At 45.2% G+C, this 14,331-nt stretch carries 16 protein-coding genes and 1 riboswitch; of the genes, 2 read left to right on the forward strand and 14 right to left on the reverse strand.

Annotated elements, in window-relative coordinates:
- Position 1: 1 nt before the first annotated feature.
- From gmk to IGK14_RS16190, 6 genes are all read right to left on the reverse strand, one after another.
- Positions 2-616, reverse strand: coding sequence for a guanylate kinase (gene gmk, locus IGK14_RS16165; RefSeq protein WP_005230308.1), 615 nt, complete (start codon positions 614-616; stop codon positions 2-4).
- A 124-nt stretch (positions 617-740) separates the two neighbouring features.
- Positions 741-1,022, reverse strand: coding sequence for a hypothetical protein (locus IGK14_RS16170; RefSeq protein ID WP_005230307.1), 282 nt, complete (start codon positions 1,020-1,022; stop codon positions 741-743).
- A gap of 13 nt (positions 1,023-1,035) precedes the next feature.
- On the reverse strand, positions 1,036-1,920 hold the full coding sequence (locus tag IGK14_RS16175; protein ID WP_010748861.1) for a YicC/YloC family endoribonuclease: 885 nt from the start codon (positions 1,918-1,920) through the stop codon (positions 1,036-1,038).
- Positions 1,921-1,947: 27 nt separating this feature from the next.
- Positions 1,948-2,163 carry a YdbC family protein gene (locus tag IGK14_RS16180; protein WP_005230288.1) on the reverse strand — a complete coding sequence of 72 codons (216 nt, stop codon included), beginning with the start codon at positions 2,161-2,163 and terminating at the stop codon, positions 1,948-1,950.
- Positions 2,156-3,820 carry a patatin-like phospholipase family protein gene (locus IGK14_RS16185; RefSeq protein ID WP_010748860.1) on the reverse strand — a complete coding sequence of 555 codons (1,665 nt, stop codon included), beginning with the start codon at positions 3,818-3,820 and terminating at the stop codon, positions 2,156-2,158. Before IGK14_RS16185 ends, IGK14_RS16180 begins: the two co-directional genes overlap by 8 nt.
- 75 nt (positions 3,821-3,895) lie before the next feature.
- On the reverse strand, positions 3,896-4,612 hold the full coding sequence (locus IGK14_RS16190; protein WP_005230283.1) for a class A sortase: 717 nt from the start codon (positions 4,610-4,612) through the stop codon (positions 3,896-3,898).
- 231 nt (positions 4,613-4,843) lie between these two features.
- Between IGK14_RS16190 and IGK14_RS16195 the strand changes: the two genes are divergently transcribed.
- The gene (locus IGK14_RS16195) at positions 4,844-5,632 is read left to right on the forward strand and encodes a hypothetical protein (RefSeq protein WP_010748859.1); all 789 of its coding nucleotides are present in this window, start codon (positions 4,844-4,846) and stop codon (positions 5,630-5,632) included.
- A 55-nt stretch (positions 5,633-5,687) separates the two neighbouring features.
- Here the strand turns inward: IGK14_RS16195 and thiT are convergent, their stop codons facing one another.
- The 7 genes from thiT to IGK14_RS16230 form a co-directional block, all read right to left on the reverse strand.
- Positions 5,688-6,260: an energy-coupled thiamine transporter ThiT gene (gene thiT, locus IGK14_RS16200; protein WP_010748858.1), complete on the reverse strand. Its 573-nt coding sequence runs from the start codon at positions 6,258-6,260 to the stop codon at positions 5,688-5,690.
- 53 nt (positions 6,261-6,313) lie between these two features.
- A riboswitch (TPP riboswitch) is annotated at positions 6,314-6,415 on the reverse strand.
- A gap of 181 nt (positions 6,416-6,596) precedes the next feature.
- Entirely contained in the window at positions 6,597-7,571 is a 975-nt protein-coding gene (locus IGK14_RS16205) for a ribose-phosphate diphosphokinase (RefSeq protein WP_005230276.1), read from the reverse strand.
- Between the two features lie 115 nt (positions 7,572-7,686).
- Entirely contained in the window at positions 7,687-9,060 is a 1,374-nt protein-coding gene (gene glmU / locus IGK14_RS16210) for a bifunctional UDP-N-acetylglucosamine diphosphorylase/glucosamine-1-phosphate N-acetyltransferase GlmU (protein ID WP_010748857.1), read from the reverse strand.
- 179 nt (positions 9,061-9,239) lie between these two features.
- Complete coding sequence (purR, locus tag IGK14_RS16215; RefSeq protein WP_005230273.1) at positions 9,240-10,064, reverse strand: pur operon repressor; 825 nt, start codon at positions 10,062-10,064, stop codon at positions 9,240-9,242.
- 151 nt (positions 10,065-10,215) lie between these two features.
- The gene (locus IGK14_RS16220; protein WP_005230272.1) at positions 10,216-11,046 is read right to left on the reverse strand and encodes a metal ABC transporter permease; all 831 of its coding nucleotides are present in this window, start codon (positions 11,044-11,046) and stop codon (positions 10,216-10,218) included.
- Positions 11,019-11,699: a metal ABC transporter ATP-binding protein gene (locus tag IGK14_RS16225; RefSeq protein WP_005232967.1), complete on the reverse strand. Its 681-nt coding sequence runs from the start codon at positions 11,697-11,699 to the stop codon at positions 11,019-11,021. Before IGK14_RS16225 ends, IGK14_RS16220 begins: the two co-directional genes overlap by 28 nt.
- Positions 11,700-11,711: 12 nt before the next feature.
- Positions 11,712-12,671: a metal ABC transporter substrate-binding protein gene (locus tag IGK14_RS16230; protein ID WP_034696266.1), complete on the reverse strand. Its 960-nt coding sequence runs from the start codon at positions 12,669-12,671 to the stop codon at positions 11,712-11,714.
- A 306-nt stretch (positions 12,672-12,977) separates the two neighbouring features.
- Between IGK14_RS16230 and IGK14_RS16235 the strand changes: the two genes are divergently transcribed.
- A complete protein-coding gene (locus tag IGK14_RS16235) occupies positions 12,978-13,157 on the forward strand; it encodes a hypothetical protein (RefSeq protein WP_005232965.1) in 180 nt (59 codons plus the stop codon).
- Positions 13,158-13,336: 179 nt separating this feature from the next.
- Here IGK14_RS16235 and ispE read toward each other — a convergent pair whose 3' ends face one another.
- Positions 13,337-14,188 (reverse strand): 4-(cytidine 5'-diphospho)-2-C-methyl-D-erythritol kinase, encoded by an 852-nt coding sequence (ispE, locus tag IGK14_RS16240; RefSeq protein WP_005230268.1) that lies wholly within the window; start codon positions 14,186-14,188, stop codon positions 13,337-13,339.
- Between the last annotated feature and the right edge of the window lie 143 nt (positions 14,189-14,331).

Raw genomic sequence — 14,331 nt, forward strand, 5'->3', positions numbered from 1 at the left:
CTTACAGCTCCTCTAACATTTTGATATAGGTTCCGATCACTCGGTCAACGCGAAAATGTTCACTCGAAATAATTTCGCGAATTCGTTGGACTGCCTTAGGTACTTCATCATTGACAACGGCATAATCATACAAAGCCATCATTTCGATTTCTTCACGGGCGACACGCATCCGTTCATCGATCACTTCGGCAGAGTCGGTTCCTCTTCCTGTAATACGAGAGCGTAATTCTGCCAGATCAGGTGGCGTCAGAAAAATAAACACACCATCGGGAACTTTGTCTTTTACTTGTTTTGCCCCTTGCACTTCGATCTCTAAAAACACATCTTTTCCTTGATCCAGTGTCTGTTGGACATAAGATAATGGGGTTCCATAATAATTGCCGACATATTCGGCGTATTCCAGCATTTCACCGGCTTCGATCAAGGCTTCAAATTCTTCACGCGTGCGGAAATAGTAATCGACCCCTTCCACTTCCCCCTCGCGTTTTTGACGAGTGGTCATTGAAACGGAATATTGAAAATCGTTGTCGTCACTCTCAAAAATTGCTTTGCGCACGGTCCCTTTCCCTACTCCGGAAGGTCCTGATAAAACTATAAGTAATCCTCGCTCTGACATAATGACGTCCTTTCACTGACATTTGCTTAACGTCTATTTTGCACTTTTTTTCAGCAACTTTCAAGAACTACTTTATTATAATGGGAATTTCATGAAATTGCTAGTCTACACTTCGGCCGCTTTCTTAAAAGCCCATGTTGCTTAAGGTATTGATGACCCCTGCCAATTCGTCTTTAGCGGTGATCGCTTTTTCAGTAGGATCCGTCACTTCTTGGCAATCGATACGTACGATGTACCGACGATTTAAAGAAACAGCTACGCCATCAACTAATAGATGGAGAAAATCTGGCTCGATGGCTACGCAAGCATCTTCCCACGCAGAGAAATTCTCTTTGTCAGAAGGAATACTGCGCTTAATGACATTTTTTCCGCTTAGTTCGTGAAAGGTGATATCGTAATATTTCATTGGTTCATTCCTCCTACTCGATGTTTTGAACTTGTTCTCTGATTTTTTCAATGATCGTCTTCATTTGGACGACACTGTTTTTGATTTGGATCGGACTTGATTTTGAGCCAATCGTATTGACTTCTCGGTTCATCTCTTGGATCAAGAAATCCAGCTCTCGACCTATCGGTGTCTCAGCTGCCAGCAGCTCCGTCATCGTCGTTAAATGGATACTTAAACGATCCAGTTCTTCGTGGATATCGCCGCGTTCTAATAAAATCGCCAACTCTGTCAGTAAACGATCGCGATCGACTTCTTCCCCTAAATAAGCAGTCAGTTTCTTTTCAAAGCGTTCTTGGTAGTCCGCCTCATAGAGGGCCACGAATTGTTTGAGTTCTGTCAGCTTTTCCTGCAGCTGTCGCTGGTTTTCTTGCAAGATCTGCAGAATACCTTGCCCTTCCACCCAGCGGCTTTGATCGATCGCTGCCAGCGCTTGATCTAATGCTTCCATCACGCCATCGGCCAAGGTGCTTTCTTCTGGCTCTTGATCAGAGATCGTTAGAAAGGCCTCATGGAGCAGGAATTGTTCCAGCAATGCTGCTTTTGGCAGCTCTGCTAGGTCAAAACGGTCTTTGGCTTCGGTATCGATCTCCTGCATGAAACGTTCCAGCAAGTCCCATTGGATCTCGATCTGTTTCGTATTTGTGGTTTTTTCTTTTAACGTCACATACAATTCGATTCGTCCTCGCTGGAGGGTCTGCTTGATCGACTGCCGTAAAGCACCTTCTAGAGGATTCAATTGTTTGGGCATTCGCAGCTGCAGGTCCAAAAAGCGCTGATTGACACTTTTGATCTCAATTTCGATCTGCACATCTGGCGTTTCTGCACTGCCTTTGCCAAAACCAGTCATACTTTTCATTTGATCACTCCTCACCGTTTTGCTTTCTTACATGGAAAGCAGGGCTTTTTTAAGTTCTGCAAATTCTTCATTGGATAAGGTCACGCCTTTGCCCATCTTCTCGTGCTCTGGGCCCCAATCTCTCAGATCAAATTTTGGCGGGCGCCCATTCCAGCTCACCAAATTCAATTCTTTGCGCCAGCCTCTTTGATTTTCCGAAAGCACGGCGATCTCTTCAACGATTTCATACGAAAATTTATCCATTTTCTGCTCCTTTCAAAAGATAGTGACTATACGCTGCCATTAAAGCAGTCAGTGGGTAACGCCGACGAATCTGCTGAAGGGCGGGCAGATTCAATTGCTGCGTCCGATAAAAAAAGAAAAAGCGGTTTTGCTCGGACAAGACAAAAAAACGGTCGCGATAATAGCTCAGCCACTCGGTGATCGACCAGGCATCGGCTTCTTCCACTGCCTTTAGCGCAATTTTTTCAGCTAAAGCCGTTAGAATCGTTTCCTGCTCATAAATCACTGTAGGCGCTAGATACAATACTTTCGCGGTACACTCTATCAGTATACGCCCCCACTGCTCAAATGGCACATCCTGTTGATAGAATTTACGCATTTTTTTCCAAAATTCTTTTTTCTTTAGTTCCTGATAAAGCAGCGGGTCTGTCTGGCGCAGCTCTTTCAAAAAGCCCCGCCATAACGGCTGAAAATCAACCGTCCTTTCAAAGGTATACCAATGGCCTTGGTATTTGCCGAACACTTTCAAGGTTTCCAAATAGCCTAAAGTCATATTATCCAGCGAACGCTGGGCATCAAAAACCAAAAAGCTGCCTAAGGACCAAGGAGACCCCAACGAAAGCTGCGCAGTTTCTTCCGTCACAACCGTCCTTTTATTGATGCCAGGTCCTTGGACATCCACGGTGATACATTCCGTTGCCCCTTGCTGGACAGCGACATCGATGGGCAGGTTGTTGCGATAGCCGCCATCGATGTAATAAGCGTCGTTAATTTTTTGCGCCTGCATCGCTGGATAAAATGAAGCGGATGCCAACAACCAATGCAGATTTTCCTCTACTGCGGATGGATCAAAGGCATAAACCGTCTCCTTGAAATCGGGCAGACGAGTCGTACAGATCAGCAAACGACAAGCGGTTTGGCTGAATTTTTCTTGATCAAAGGTCTTTTGCAAAAGCTTTGCCAAGGGTTCGGTACTGGCACCGTTGCTTTTGACCGCTTCGCGGACCAGCGAATTGGCTTGATTCATCAAATCCCGCAGTGTTTGGGCACGTACCGAAGCAAGCGGATAGTGCAATACTTGCTCGTTAGAGATATTTGCCCATAAATCGACGGCCGCTTCCACATCGTTCATTAAAATCAAGGCGCCATTCAAGGCACCGACGGAAGTTCCCGTGATCCATTCAAAGGTGGTGCCCCGTTCTTGCAGCGCTTGCCAAACACCAATTTGATACGCCCCGTGAGCACCGCCACCGCCTAAAACCAGCGCCGTCTGATAAGCTAGCGCTCTTTGATACCCTTGAGGGACCACCTGATACCCTTGCTGGATAAACCACTCAGCCAAGGGGGTTCGATGAGGAAGTTGCCACGAGACAGCTGCTACAAAACGACTGCGAGCAAAGCTTTCTGTCACGGCTAGCAGTTGTTTCCAAGTAAAATCGGCGGCCGCTTCCACCAGCAGATTGGTGATAGTCAGTGTCTTTTGGTCAAAATCAAACTGCCCAGCAAGGTAAAAACGTCCGTAACGGCTGTCGATCTGCCAGCCCTGCTGCGCTATATCGGCTAGAAAGGCTCGTCGCGCTTTTGAATGCGACTCAAAAAAGGAAAAGACGAGTCGGCTTTCTTGAAACGCTGCCCTTTGTGCAAGAAAATCGATCGAAGTCAGTTTTTTCACTTTCATCAAGACGCCTCCTCAAGCAAAAAAGAATAGACGAATGACACGCCAGCTGCCGTACCACTCGAGCTATTCTTTTGATTAAAATGTTCGTTGTGCCATGTTGAATGCCGCCAGCATCTCATCCGTTGCTTCGTCGACAGGCGTTACAGATTCCAGATCACCTTGGATCACACGACGGGTGACACCGCCCATTTCGCCACAAGTGATCAGCGTGATCATCTTGCGGCCTTCTACTTCGTCAAGCAAATAGACATCGGTCGGATCGACCCGCACAGAAGAAGTCGCGGTATACGTGTAAATATTTTCCAGATCGGTCACATAGATAGCCGCCCCGATGGCGACATCATCCAATGGTGTAAACAAAAGCTCTGGCGATTGAGCGCGATGGCTGGCTAGTGCGTAATTGCCTTCCCCCATTTTTTGGGTGGGACTTAACGTACCAGCACCATACAGCAAGGCCTCGTTGGCCAAGCCTTTAAAAATCGGCAGATTGATCCCCACGCTAGGAACCGCCACGCCGCCGATCACTGGCAAGGCTTTGTTGCTCAGTTGCGCCCGTAAGACTGCTTCTGAACTTGCCGGCTCCACGGCATCAAAATCAAAGGTCGCTTCCGCTTCCATATTTTTTTCCACATCACTGCGATCAATGGTGCCGACTGCGTATGCTTCACCTGTTTGTTTAATAAAATAATTTTTGATTTGATTATTAAAAATCAATGCTAAACCAATCAATAACAGCAAAAGCAAAAAGAGATTGCTCAGCCAATTCGAAAGTCTGCGTTTCTTTTTTCTCATAGGTTTTCGTCTCCATTAGTTTCTTCTTTTATCATACCAAAATCCTCATAAAGACGCCAATTTTGGCCAGTTTTTTTACGAAAAGACAAGATTTGCCTTTTTTTGTCGAAAAAGGGAACTTAAAAATTGTTTTTTCTGTTATTTTGTAATATAACTTTAAACGAAAAGATACAAGCAATTTTCAGCGCTTTGTTGTAGAATGAACTTAGTATATAGGAGGGATCGATCGGCATGTCTAACACGATTTACGTACATATTGATACAACCAGCAATGCCGTCTTGACCCGCGGGCTTGCCCCCCAAGATTTTAACAAGAGCATCGTCCATCAGCCCAAGAATTTGCTCTTGCTTGATCCTTCCAGTGATTTCGGCGAATTCGACGGTCATACGGGCTTAAAAGTGATACGCGGAATGGAAGACGTCCAACTGTTTTTTCAGCAGGTCAACAAAGGTCGTGTTGCCGAAGAAATGAAGTGGATCGATTTTAATGATTACGAGATGGTCAAAGAATTGACGCCTTTAGAGATCTCCGAGTTGTTATATTTTGGCCACATGAAGACACACCTCCACTCCCCTTTCTTTTACAAACTGCAAAATAACTTTGTTTTCTTTGACTTAAAAGATGCACGTTCCCGCGTTTATTATCGCTATTTAGATGAATATTATCGGATCTTGGCGGATCGGATCACCCGCATCGTCTTAGAAAAAATCAATGATCGCCTCTCCTTTTTTAAAAAAGCAACACCGGTGGAAAAGCTCGATTTTAATTTGCTGAAAGAATTGCGGGGAATCATGCAAGAAGGCATCGTCTTTTGTCTGACACAAGAACAATTGATCGACAGAACCTATACGATCCCGATCTATCTGTCAGAAGATGCTGGCTTAAAAAACACGCTGGTCAATCAAAAAGAGCTGGATCAAATCGCTGTTTTACGCTATTCAGCCAGCAAAAAAAGCTGGTCGTTGGAAATCGACCAAGAAGATCTAGCGTTTGGCTTTATCGACAAAAAAATGTCTTGATGCTTCTCTTTCTCAAAGAGCATCAAGACATTTTTTGATGGTTCCATTTCTAAAACTAAACTTTCGGGACAAATAATTTCGGGGCTGCCTTGACTAAGAGACCTAGGACGACCCCTACATAAACGATATTGATAATGACCGATGATCCATTAAAGATCAAGGAATACAGATACGGACTTTGTCCTGGCGGTGCGTACATTCCCCAGACAAAGACCCCAGCCCAATAATGCCAAAACCAACGGCTGATCACCGCCACGATGCCCCCTAAGACGACATACCACGTAACGGTTTTGCTGTTTTGACGGATCGCTTGCTGGATTTTATTAGCAAACAAGCCGCCCATCCCGCCAAAAGCAAAGGCAAAGGGGTATTCAAAGATGATCTGTGGAACGGTGATAAAGTTACGCATCGCACTACCAATCAAAATATTCAGCAAGCCCCACATAAATCCAGCCGTCATTCCCGGCAGCACTCCGCGACGATACGAATACAAGACCAAGGGCCCGAGACCTAGAGACAAGTCGATACTGGAATTGGCTGTCTGGATCGGGATATACGACAAGACGACCCCAATCGCAGCGATCATCGTTCCTTCCGTCCACACCTGCAGCGACATTTTTCGTTTCAAAAAAAAACTCCTCCTTTAGAATCATCACAATTCACAAAGGAGAAGTGTTGGACACTTCAACTCGTCACAATTCCTACGTTCGCATGATCGAAACAGGTACGAAGGGTTTAGAGTACTCTCATTCTCAGCCTTTGCAGACTCCCCTTTGTGATTAGATTCTATTTTATTTTTTGCTTGCATTTCGCAAGTCACTTTCAAGAATACCATAAATTGGTGAAAAGAAACATGACTGCGATCGTTTTTTCTAAAAACATCCTGAAACTCCTCAGAAAAAAACAGCCAATGAGGGGCTAAAGACCGACCATTGGCTGTTGTTCTCATGCTTATGAGACACGATTAAATTGATAATTTTGATTCAAACAGTGGACTGACTGGTTTGTTCTCATGGATTCGTTTGATCGCTTCGCCCATCAAGGCACCGACACTGATCTCATCGATTTTTTTCGACTTGCGGTCTTCTGGCAAGTGAATCGAATCTGTCACAACTAGATGCTCAATGGCAGAATCTTCGATCCGTTCCAAGGCAGGTCCTGACAAGACAGGGTGGGTACATGAGGCGTAGACACTTTTAGCACCTGCTTGTTTCAACGCATTCGCAGCCAATGTGATGGTACCCGCAGTATCGATCATATCGTCGATCAAGACACAAGTTTTGCCTTCAACATGACCAATGATATTCATGACTTCTGCTACGTTGGCTTTCGGACGACGTTTGTCGATGATCGCGATTGGTGATTTAAGAAACTCAGCTAATTTACGGGCACGAGTCACGCCCCCGTGGTCTGGTGAAACGACGACGACGTCATCGCCTTGAATGCCTCTTTCCAAGAAGTAGTTGGCGATCAATGGTGCACCCATCAAGTGGTCAACTGGGATATCAAAGAACCCTTGAATCTGTGAGGCATGCAAATCCAGTGTAACCATGCGGTTCGCACCGGCTTTTTCGATCATGTTTGCTACAAGTTTTGCGGTGATTGGTTCTCTTGATCGCGCTTTGCGGTCTTGTCTTGCATAACCATAATAAGGCATTACTACATTGATCGTCTTCGCACTGGCGCGCTTCAAAGCATCGATCATGATCAGCAATTCCATTAAGTTATCGTTTACAGGGCTGCTGGTTGATTGAATCACGTAGACGTGGGCACCACGAATACTTTCTTCAATATTCACTTGGATTTCACCATCGCTAAATTGTTTGACTGAACACTTACCTAATTCAACACCTACTGCAGCTGCGATTTTTTCCGCCAAAGGACGATTTGAGTTCAGAGAAAAAATCTTCAATCTTGGATCAAAATAATGATTTGACATGAGAACCTCCACTTTCTTTGCGTTCATCTAGAAAAAAATGACTCCTTTTACTAGAATCTTCTTCCTAATAAATAGTAGTCATTTTTCCTTAAGAAATCAAGTCATTTCGCTATTTCTAATTTAGATAAGGCAACTTTTTCGCGTAATCCGCTTTATTTTCCTGACGGGCGCGGGCAATCGCCATACTGTGTTTAGGAATATCTTTGGTGATCGTTGAGCCAGCAGCGATCATCGTTTCCTCTTCGATGGTCAATGGCGCAACTAGATTGGAGCCAGAGCCGATAAAGCAATTGTCGCCGACAGTCGTTTTGAATTTACTCTTGCCGTCATAATTAACAAAGACTACGCCGCAACCGACATTGATGTTTTTGCCTAAGGTCGCATCGCCAACATAAGACAAGTGTCCGACTTTGGTGCCTTCACCAATCGTCGCATTTTTGACCTCCACAAAGTTCCCGATATGGGCATGGGCCAAAATTTCCGCATTAGGACGAAGATGGGCATTGGGACCGACATCGGCGCCATCATGAATGATGCTCTCCTCGATCGTCGATGCCTTGATCGTCACTTGGTTGCCGATCTTGCTGTCTTCAATTTCAGAAGCTGCCGTAATGACACAATCTTCTCCGATCGTCGTCTTCCCTTTGATGGTGACACAGGCTTCGATCAAGGTATCTGAGCCGATCACAACACCTTCGTCGATATAAGTCGTTGCAGGATCGATCAAGGTCACGCCATTTTGCATGTGCTGACGATTGATCCGCTGACGCATCAAGCGATTGGCTTCGGCTAAGGCGATGCGGTCATTGACTCCTAATGATTCATGAAAATCTTCGGTTTGATAAGCAGCGATGATTTTGCCGTCTTCCTTTAAGATCTCGATGATATCAGTCAAGTAGTACTCCCCTTGGGCATTGTCCGTATCTAATTTTGCCAAGGCGTCAAATAACAATTCATTGTCGAAGCAATACGTCCCTGTATTGATTTCTTGAATCAACGCTTCTTCGATCGACGCATCTTTTTGCTCAACGATTTTCTCCACGATACCGACACGATCCCGCACGATTCGGCCATAGCCTGTTGGGTCTGCCGCTTGCGCCGTTAAGATCGTCGCCGACGCATTTTTCCCTTGGTGGTAATCGAACAAGTTATTCAAGGTTTCCGTCGTCAATAACGGTGTATCCCCACTGATCACTAAGGTCGTCCCTTTTTTGCCTTTTAAAAATGATTCGGCTTGAACGACAGCATGGCCAGTACCCAATTGTTCGGCTTGTAAGGCATAGTTGGTGCGATCCCCCAGCTGCTCTTTGACCATTTCTGCCCCGTGACCGACGATCGTCACGATCTCTTCAGGATTTGTTTCCACCACTCGATTCATGATGTGCTCCACCATTGGTTTGCCACAAACGGGATGTAACACTTTATATAACTTCGATTTCATGCGCGTGCCTTTTCCAGCCGCTAAAATTATTGCAAAACGTGCGTCCACGTATTCCACTCCTATCAATCTGAACGATTTTTGTTCATTGAATTTCCTATAAACAGTTTAGCCCAAGTACTTGTAAATTTCAACGATTTAAGGAATCCCCACCTAGACCAATCAAAAAAAAGACTGGCGGCCGCCGTTTAAAAAACAGCTGCTTGCGCCAGTCTAAGAGCCACAAAAAATCAGGCTTTTTTCTCAAAGTAATTTCCCGGTACTACCGAGATCGTTTTGGTCTGGGTATCGACATCTTCAACATACAGCAGAGAACTGTAATCGCTGATGGCCCGCTTGCCTTTGAATTTCGTTTCGGCAAAAACCGTAATACCGACTAATTCGGCTTCAAATTCTTCAATCAAGCTCTTCATCCCATTGACCGTGCCGCCGCCTTTCATAAAGTCATCGACCACCAATACTCTAGAGCCGCGCTTTAAGCTGCGTTTGGATAATTCCATTTTTTCGATGCGCTCTGAAGAACCAGAGACATAATTGACACTCACGGTCGAGCCTTCAGTGATCTTGGAATCACGACGCACGATCACGAAGGGAACATTCAAGTAGTAAGAGACTGCTTGAGCGATCGGCACTCCTTTAGTAGCAACGGTCATCACCGCATCGATTTGTTCGCCTAAATATTTGGAAGCGATGATGCGGCCGACTTGGCGCAGCAATTCCGGTTCGCCTAATAAGTCAGATAGATAGACGTAGCCGCCAGGCAACAAACGGTCTTGCTCAGACAAGCGTTCTGCCAGCCCTTCGACGTACGCATACGCTTCTTCTTCAGAAATTTCAGGCACAAAAAAAACACCGCCAGCAGCGCCTGGCACGGTATCAAGAATGCCTGTTCCTCGTTCTTTAAAGGTCTTTTTGATAATAGATAAATCTTCGCTAATCGATGATTTTGCAGAGGCATATCGTTTAGAAAAGAAGGACAATGAAATCAATTCATGGGGATGATTCAACAAGTAATGTGTCATATCGATCAGTCGTTCACTTCGACGTATTTTCACACCGGACAACTCCTTTAGTTTATTCGCCTTATTATAAGGCTTTTTCGGGATAAATGCGAGCATTATCTAAAATATTGCTTATATTGTTCGGTTTTGATTAGAGTTTAAAAAAAAGAAACGAAAATTCTTCGTTTCTTTTTCATAAAGCCCTTTATTTTAGGCGTTGTTTTCGTTGGACGAGGATCACGATGCGTTTGATCAAATTGATCACTAAGAAAAGAGCGATAAAAACCAGCGTGATCGTCGCTCCCGGTGGTGTGTCCAAATAAAAGGAACTGGTCAAACCAGACATCATCCCAATCATGCCGATCACGACACTGATCAAAATCACGGCATTGAAGCTCTTGCCTAAACGCATACTGATGGCAGCTGGTAAAACCATGATCGCAGAGATCAACAATGCACCCGCAATCGGGATCATCATGGCGATTGCCACCCCCGTCAAGACATTAAAGAGCATGGACATCACTCGCACAGGCAAGCCATCGACATGAGCGGTATCTTCATCAAAGGTCAAAATGTACATGGGCCGTTTGAATAAGAAGAATAAAGCAAAAACGACTAAAAACAAAAAGCCTAAGATCCAGACTTGTTCTTGTGTGATCGTAACGATCGACCCAAACAAATACGATTGGATACTCGTTGCGGAGTTCCCCCCGCTAAGGTTCATCAAGACGAGGGCTAACGCTAAGCCGCCAGACATCAAAATGGCGATCGAGATCTCTGAATAACTGCGGTACAGTGTTCGCAAGTATTCCAAAATGATTGCGGCAATGACTACGATCAATAGCGTCGTCAAACTCGGATTTAGATTTAGAAAGAAGCCCAGTGCCACCCCTGCTAAAGAGACATGGGACAGCGTATCAGCCATCAATGACTGTCGCCGAATCACTAGAAAGACCCCCAGCATCGGTGCGATACCAGCAATAAAAATCGCCGCAAGAAAAGCTCTTCTCATGAATTCATATGAAAGCAACGCCATGGTGAATCCTCCTTCCGCACTAAACGGATCTGACGGTCCGCATATTCTTTGATATCTTCGTGATCATGGGTGATCATCAAAATCGACTTGCCGTGGTCATGAGCATTGTGCCGTAGCAGTTCATAAAACAGATTGCGGGATTGTTCATCCATCCCCGTAGTCGGTTCATCTAAAATAAATAAATCAGGGTCCGTGGCAAAGACCCGTGCCAAGCTGATCCGCTGTTTTTGGCCACCGGACAACTCGCCGATCCGTTTATGACGCACGTCCCACATACCGACGGCATCTAATGCACGGCGGACATGTTCATGGTCTCGTTTCGTCAAGCGCTTGAACCAGCGATCTCTTGGGTAGCGGCCCGATTGGACCAATTCCAAAACGGTGCTGGGGAACCCGACGTTAAAGGAAGCAATCTGCTGAGGAATGTAGCCGATGCTTAATTTTTCACCAGCAGCATTTTTGGTCGCCAAGGTGACTGCTCCTTTAGAAGGTTTCAACAAACCAAGGGTTGCTTTGATCAAAGTAGATTTTGCCGCCCCATTTTCGCCAGTCAAAATCACGAATTCGCCGTCTTCGACAAAGTAGGAAATGTCTTCCAAGACGGGCTCATCATCATAATAAAAGGTCAAATCTTTTACATCGATATAACGCACGCAGGCGCCTCCTTAGTGAATACTTTTTTGTAATGCTGCCAAATTGTCTTCCATTACAGACAGGTATGTTTCGCCGTTATCCATCTGCTCTTGCGTCAAGCTTTCTAATGGATTCAAGACCGCCAGCTCCACTCCTGTTTCAGACGCTAAGGTCTCAGCCACCTTCGATGACGCGTTTTCTTCAAAATAGATAACTTTGACTTGTTTTTCTTCTACATATTCTTTCAGCTCAGCCAACCGACTTGGCGTTGGTTCTTGATCGGGTGAAATGCCCGAAATCGATTCTTCGACTAAATCATACTGCCGTGCCAAATAGCCAAAGGCTGCGTGCTGCGTAACGAAGGTTCGTTGGGTCGCATCCTTTAACGCCGCTTGGTAGGCTTCATCTAAAGCAGAAAGCTTTTCGATATAGGCAGCTGCATTTTCCGTGAAAGTTGCCTTTTGCTCAGGAAACTTCGCAATCAAGTCATCGCGGATCGTTTCTACTTCTTGGATCGCTAAGACTGGGTCGGTCCAAACATGAGGATCGTACGTATGATCATGGCCTTCATGGCTGTCTTCGCTTTCGTGATCATGCGCGTCATGATCTTCCTCCTCTGTGCCTTCCACCAACTGAATGTTTTTGGCCGCTTCGATCACGGCTGTTTGCTCAGGATCGACGGAATCCGTCAAACTAGCGACCCAAGTTTCTAGCTCAGGACTATTGTAGACAAAGGCATCTGCATCCATGATTTTGGTCATATCTTTGGCACTTGGCTCATAGTCATGGGGTTCGGTTCCTGCAGGGATCAACAAGGAGACCTCTGCTGCATCACCTACGACTTCTTTCGTAAATTCGTACATTGGATAAAACGTCGTGACGATCGACAGCTTCTCTGTGTCACTCGATTGACTTGTCGCTTCTTGCTGCCCACAAGCGCCAAGAAGCACGCCCCCTAAAAGGAGTGCTGTAGTAAGTAAGATTTTTTTCATCGGGATTTCCCCTTCCATTTGCTGGCTCTTCTTTTTATTTTAAAACGGAACAACTCCGTTTTGTTAGCAAAAGTTACTCTATCAAATGATTTCCGGTTCGTCAAGACAAATCGTACATTTTACGATTTAAAACTTTTATTTCGAGATAAATCGGAAAACATAGGAGAAAACGTTCATTTGAAGCGGATTCTTCTCTCGGGAACATCGTCTTATTTTACACCGTTGGCCATGCGATTCCTTTGTGATAACTTGAAAAATTAGAGAGTAAGTAGGATAATCATCTAAAAGCACTTGGAGGAAACGAAGATGAACGAATTTGTAACTGTGCCGCCAACTGTAAACAACAGCGAACTGCTGAATCGAATCGATTTACCGGAAGATCCTGCATCGCAGCAAACCGAAGAAATCCGCAAAACGATCGACAAACCATTGTACGAAGAAGACAAAAAGAAAAAATCCGCAAAGAAGCAGCACCAAAAAGAATAGCCTTTGCTTTACGTAAAGAATCAGACCCTGACGCCTTTTTTTCGTCGGGGTCTTTTCTGTAAGGCAGCTTCTAGATGCTTCCTCCCTACCTCAGCTGCCTTATTCTTTACTATTGAACTGGATTTTATAGAAGGAATGCAAAAAAACACAGGCGAATCCAGCCTGTGTCCTTGACTCATTCATTTCAATGTACGTACAAGATAAACCTCATCGCAGAATCCTTTTAAGGCATTATAAACCCGCTGTGCCCGCGAATATTTTTGACAAAGAGCAAAGACAGTCGGTCCGCTGCCGGTCATCAAGGCAACATCTGCGCCGTATTTCATCATGCGATCTTTGATCTGTTGGACGATCGGATACTTCGGGATCGTGATGGCTTCTAGGCTATTGCCCATGGCAGCGATCATTGCTGGGTAATCTTCGGCTAAGACGGCGGCAGACAATGCTGCGATATCTGGATGGTGCAGTTGATCCAGCTCAACTTCTTGAAAGATTTTCCCCGTTGAAACACTCAGACGAGGTTTGACTAAGATGACCCAACATTGCGGCATCGGCCGCAGCGGCGTCACCAGCTCCCCTTTTCCTGCAATATGGGAAGTGGTCCCATACAGACAATAGGGAACATCAGTGCCAACTTCCATACCAATATCGATCAGCTCTGCCATGGAAAGATCCAAGTCCCAAAGGCGAACCATCCCCCGCAGCGCTGCCGCACAATCCGTACTGCCACCACCTAACCCAGCTGCCACCGGGATATTCTTGGTGATGCGGATACGGATGCCTTTTTTTATGCCGTAGCGTTTTTTTAAGATACTGGCGGCTTGATAGACATTATTGCGTTTGTCGATCGGCAAAAAGGCTTTGTTGGTTTCTATAATGATCTTATCTTCTGCTATCTCTTCCATTATCAGACGGTCGGCTAGATCAACACTAGACATCACCATTTCCAACTCATGGTAGCCGTCTGTTCTTTTCTCTAACACATCGAGACCGAGGTTGATCTTAGCTGGCGCTTTTTCAATAATCTCCATCTTCATTCATCCAATCATCTGATAGTTATTTAGTTCTATCATAGCAGATTCTTATAAGATAGTTGAGTGATTTCTCTTGTTTTTATGATTGTTGCCATTTTGGTTGCCCTTTGGCTTGGTTCCTCGTAAAATAGAAGTACCAA

The organism is Enterococcus sp. DIV0970a, assembly GCF_051711265.1.
GTDB classification, from domain to species: domain Bacteria; phylum Bacillota; class Bacilli; order Lactobacillales; family Enterococcaceae; genus Enterococcus_D; species Enterococcus_D casseliflavus.

Coding starts and splice junctions, on each gene's coding strand:
- gmk (WP_005230308.1), bottom strand. CDS start 616: ATGTCAGAGCGAGGATTACTTATAGTTTTATCAGGACCTTCCGGAGTA.
- IGK14_RS16170 (WP_005230307.1), bottom strand. CDS start 1,022: ATGAAATATTACGATATCACCTTTCACGAACTAAGCGGAAAAAATGTC.
- IGK14_RS16175 (WP_010748861.1), bottom strand. CDS start 1,920: ATGAAAAGTATGACTGGTTTTGGCAAAGGCAGTGCAGAAACGCCAGAT.
- IGK14_RS16180 (WP_005230288.1), bottom strand. CDS start 2,163: ATGGATAAATTTTCGTATGAAATCGTTGAAGAGATCGCCGTGCTTTCG.
- IGK14_RS16185 (WP_010748860.1), bottom strand. CDS start 3,820: ATGAAAGTGAAAAAACTGACTTCGATCGATTTTCTTGCACAAAGGGCA.
- IGK14_RS16190 (WP_005230283.1), bottom strand. CDS start 4,612: ATGAGAAAAAAGAAACGCAGACTTTCGAATTGGCTGAGCAATCTCTTT.
- IGK14_RS16195 (WP_010748859.1), top strand. CDS start 4,844: ATGTCTAACACGATTTACGTACATATTGATACAACCAGCAATGCCGTC.
- IGK14_RS16205 (WP_005230276.1), bottom strand. CDS start 7,571: ATGTCAAATCATTATTTTGATCCAAGATTGAAGATTTTTTCTCTGAAC.
- IGK14_RS16220 (WP_005230272.1), bottom strand. CDS start 11,046: ATGGCGTTGCTTTCATATGAATTCATGAGAAGAGCTTTTCTTGCGGCG.
- IGK14_RS16230 (WP_034696266.1), bottom strand. CDS start 12,671: ATGAAAAAAATCTTACTTACTACAGCACTCCTTTTAGGGGGCGTGCTT.
- IGK14_RS16235 (WP_005232965.1), top strand. CDS start 12,978: ATGAACGAATTTGTAACTGTGCCGCCAACTGTAAACAACAGCGAACTG.
- ispE (WP_005230268.1), bottom strand. CDS start 14,188: ATGGAGATTATTGAAAAAGCGCCAGCTAAGATCAACCTCGGTCTCGAT.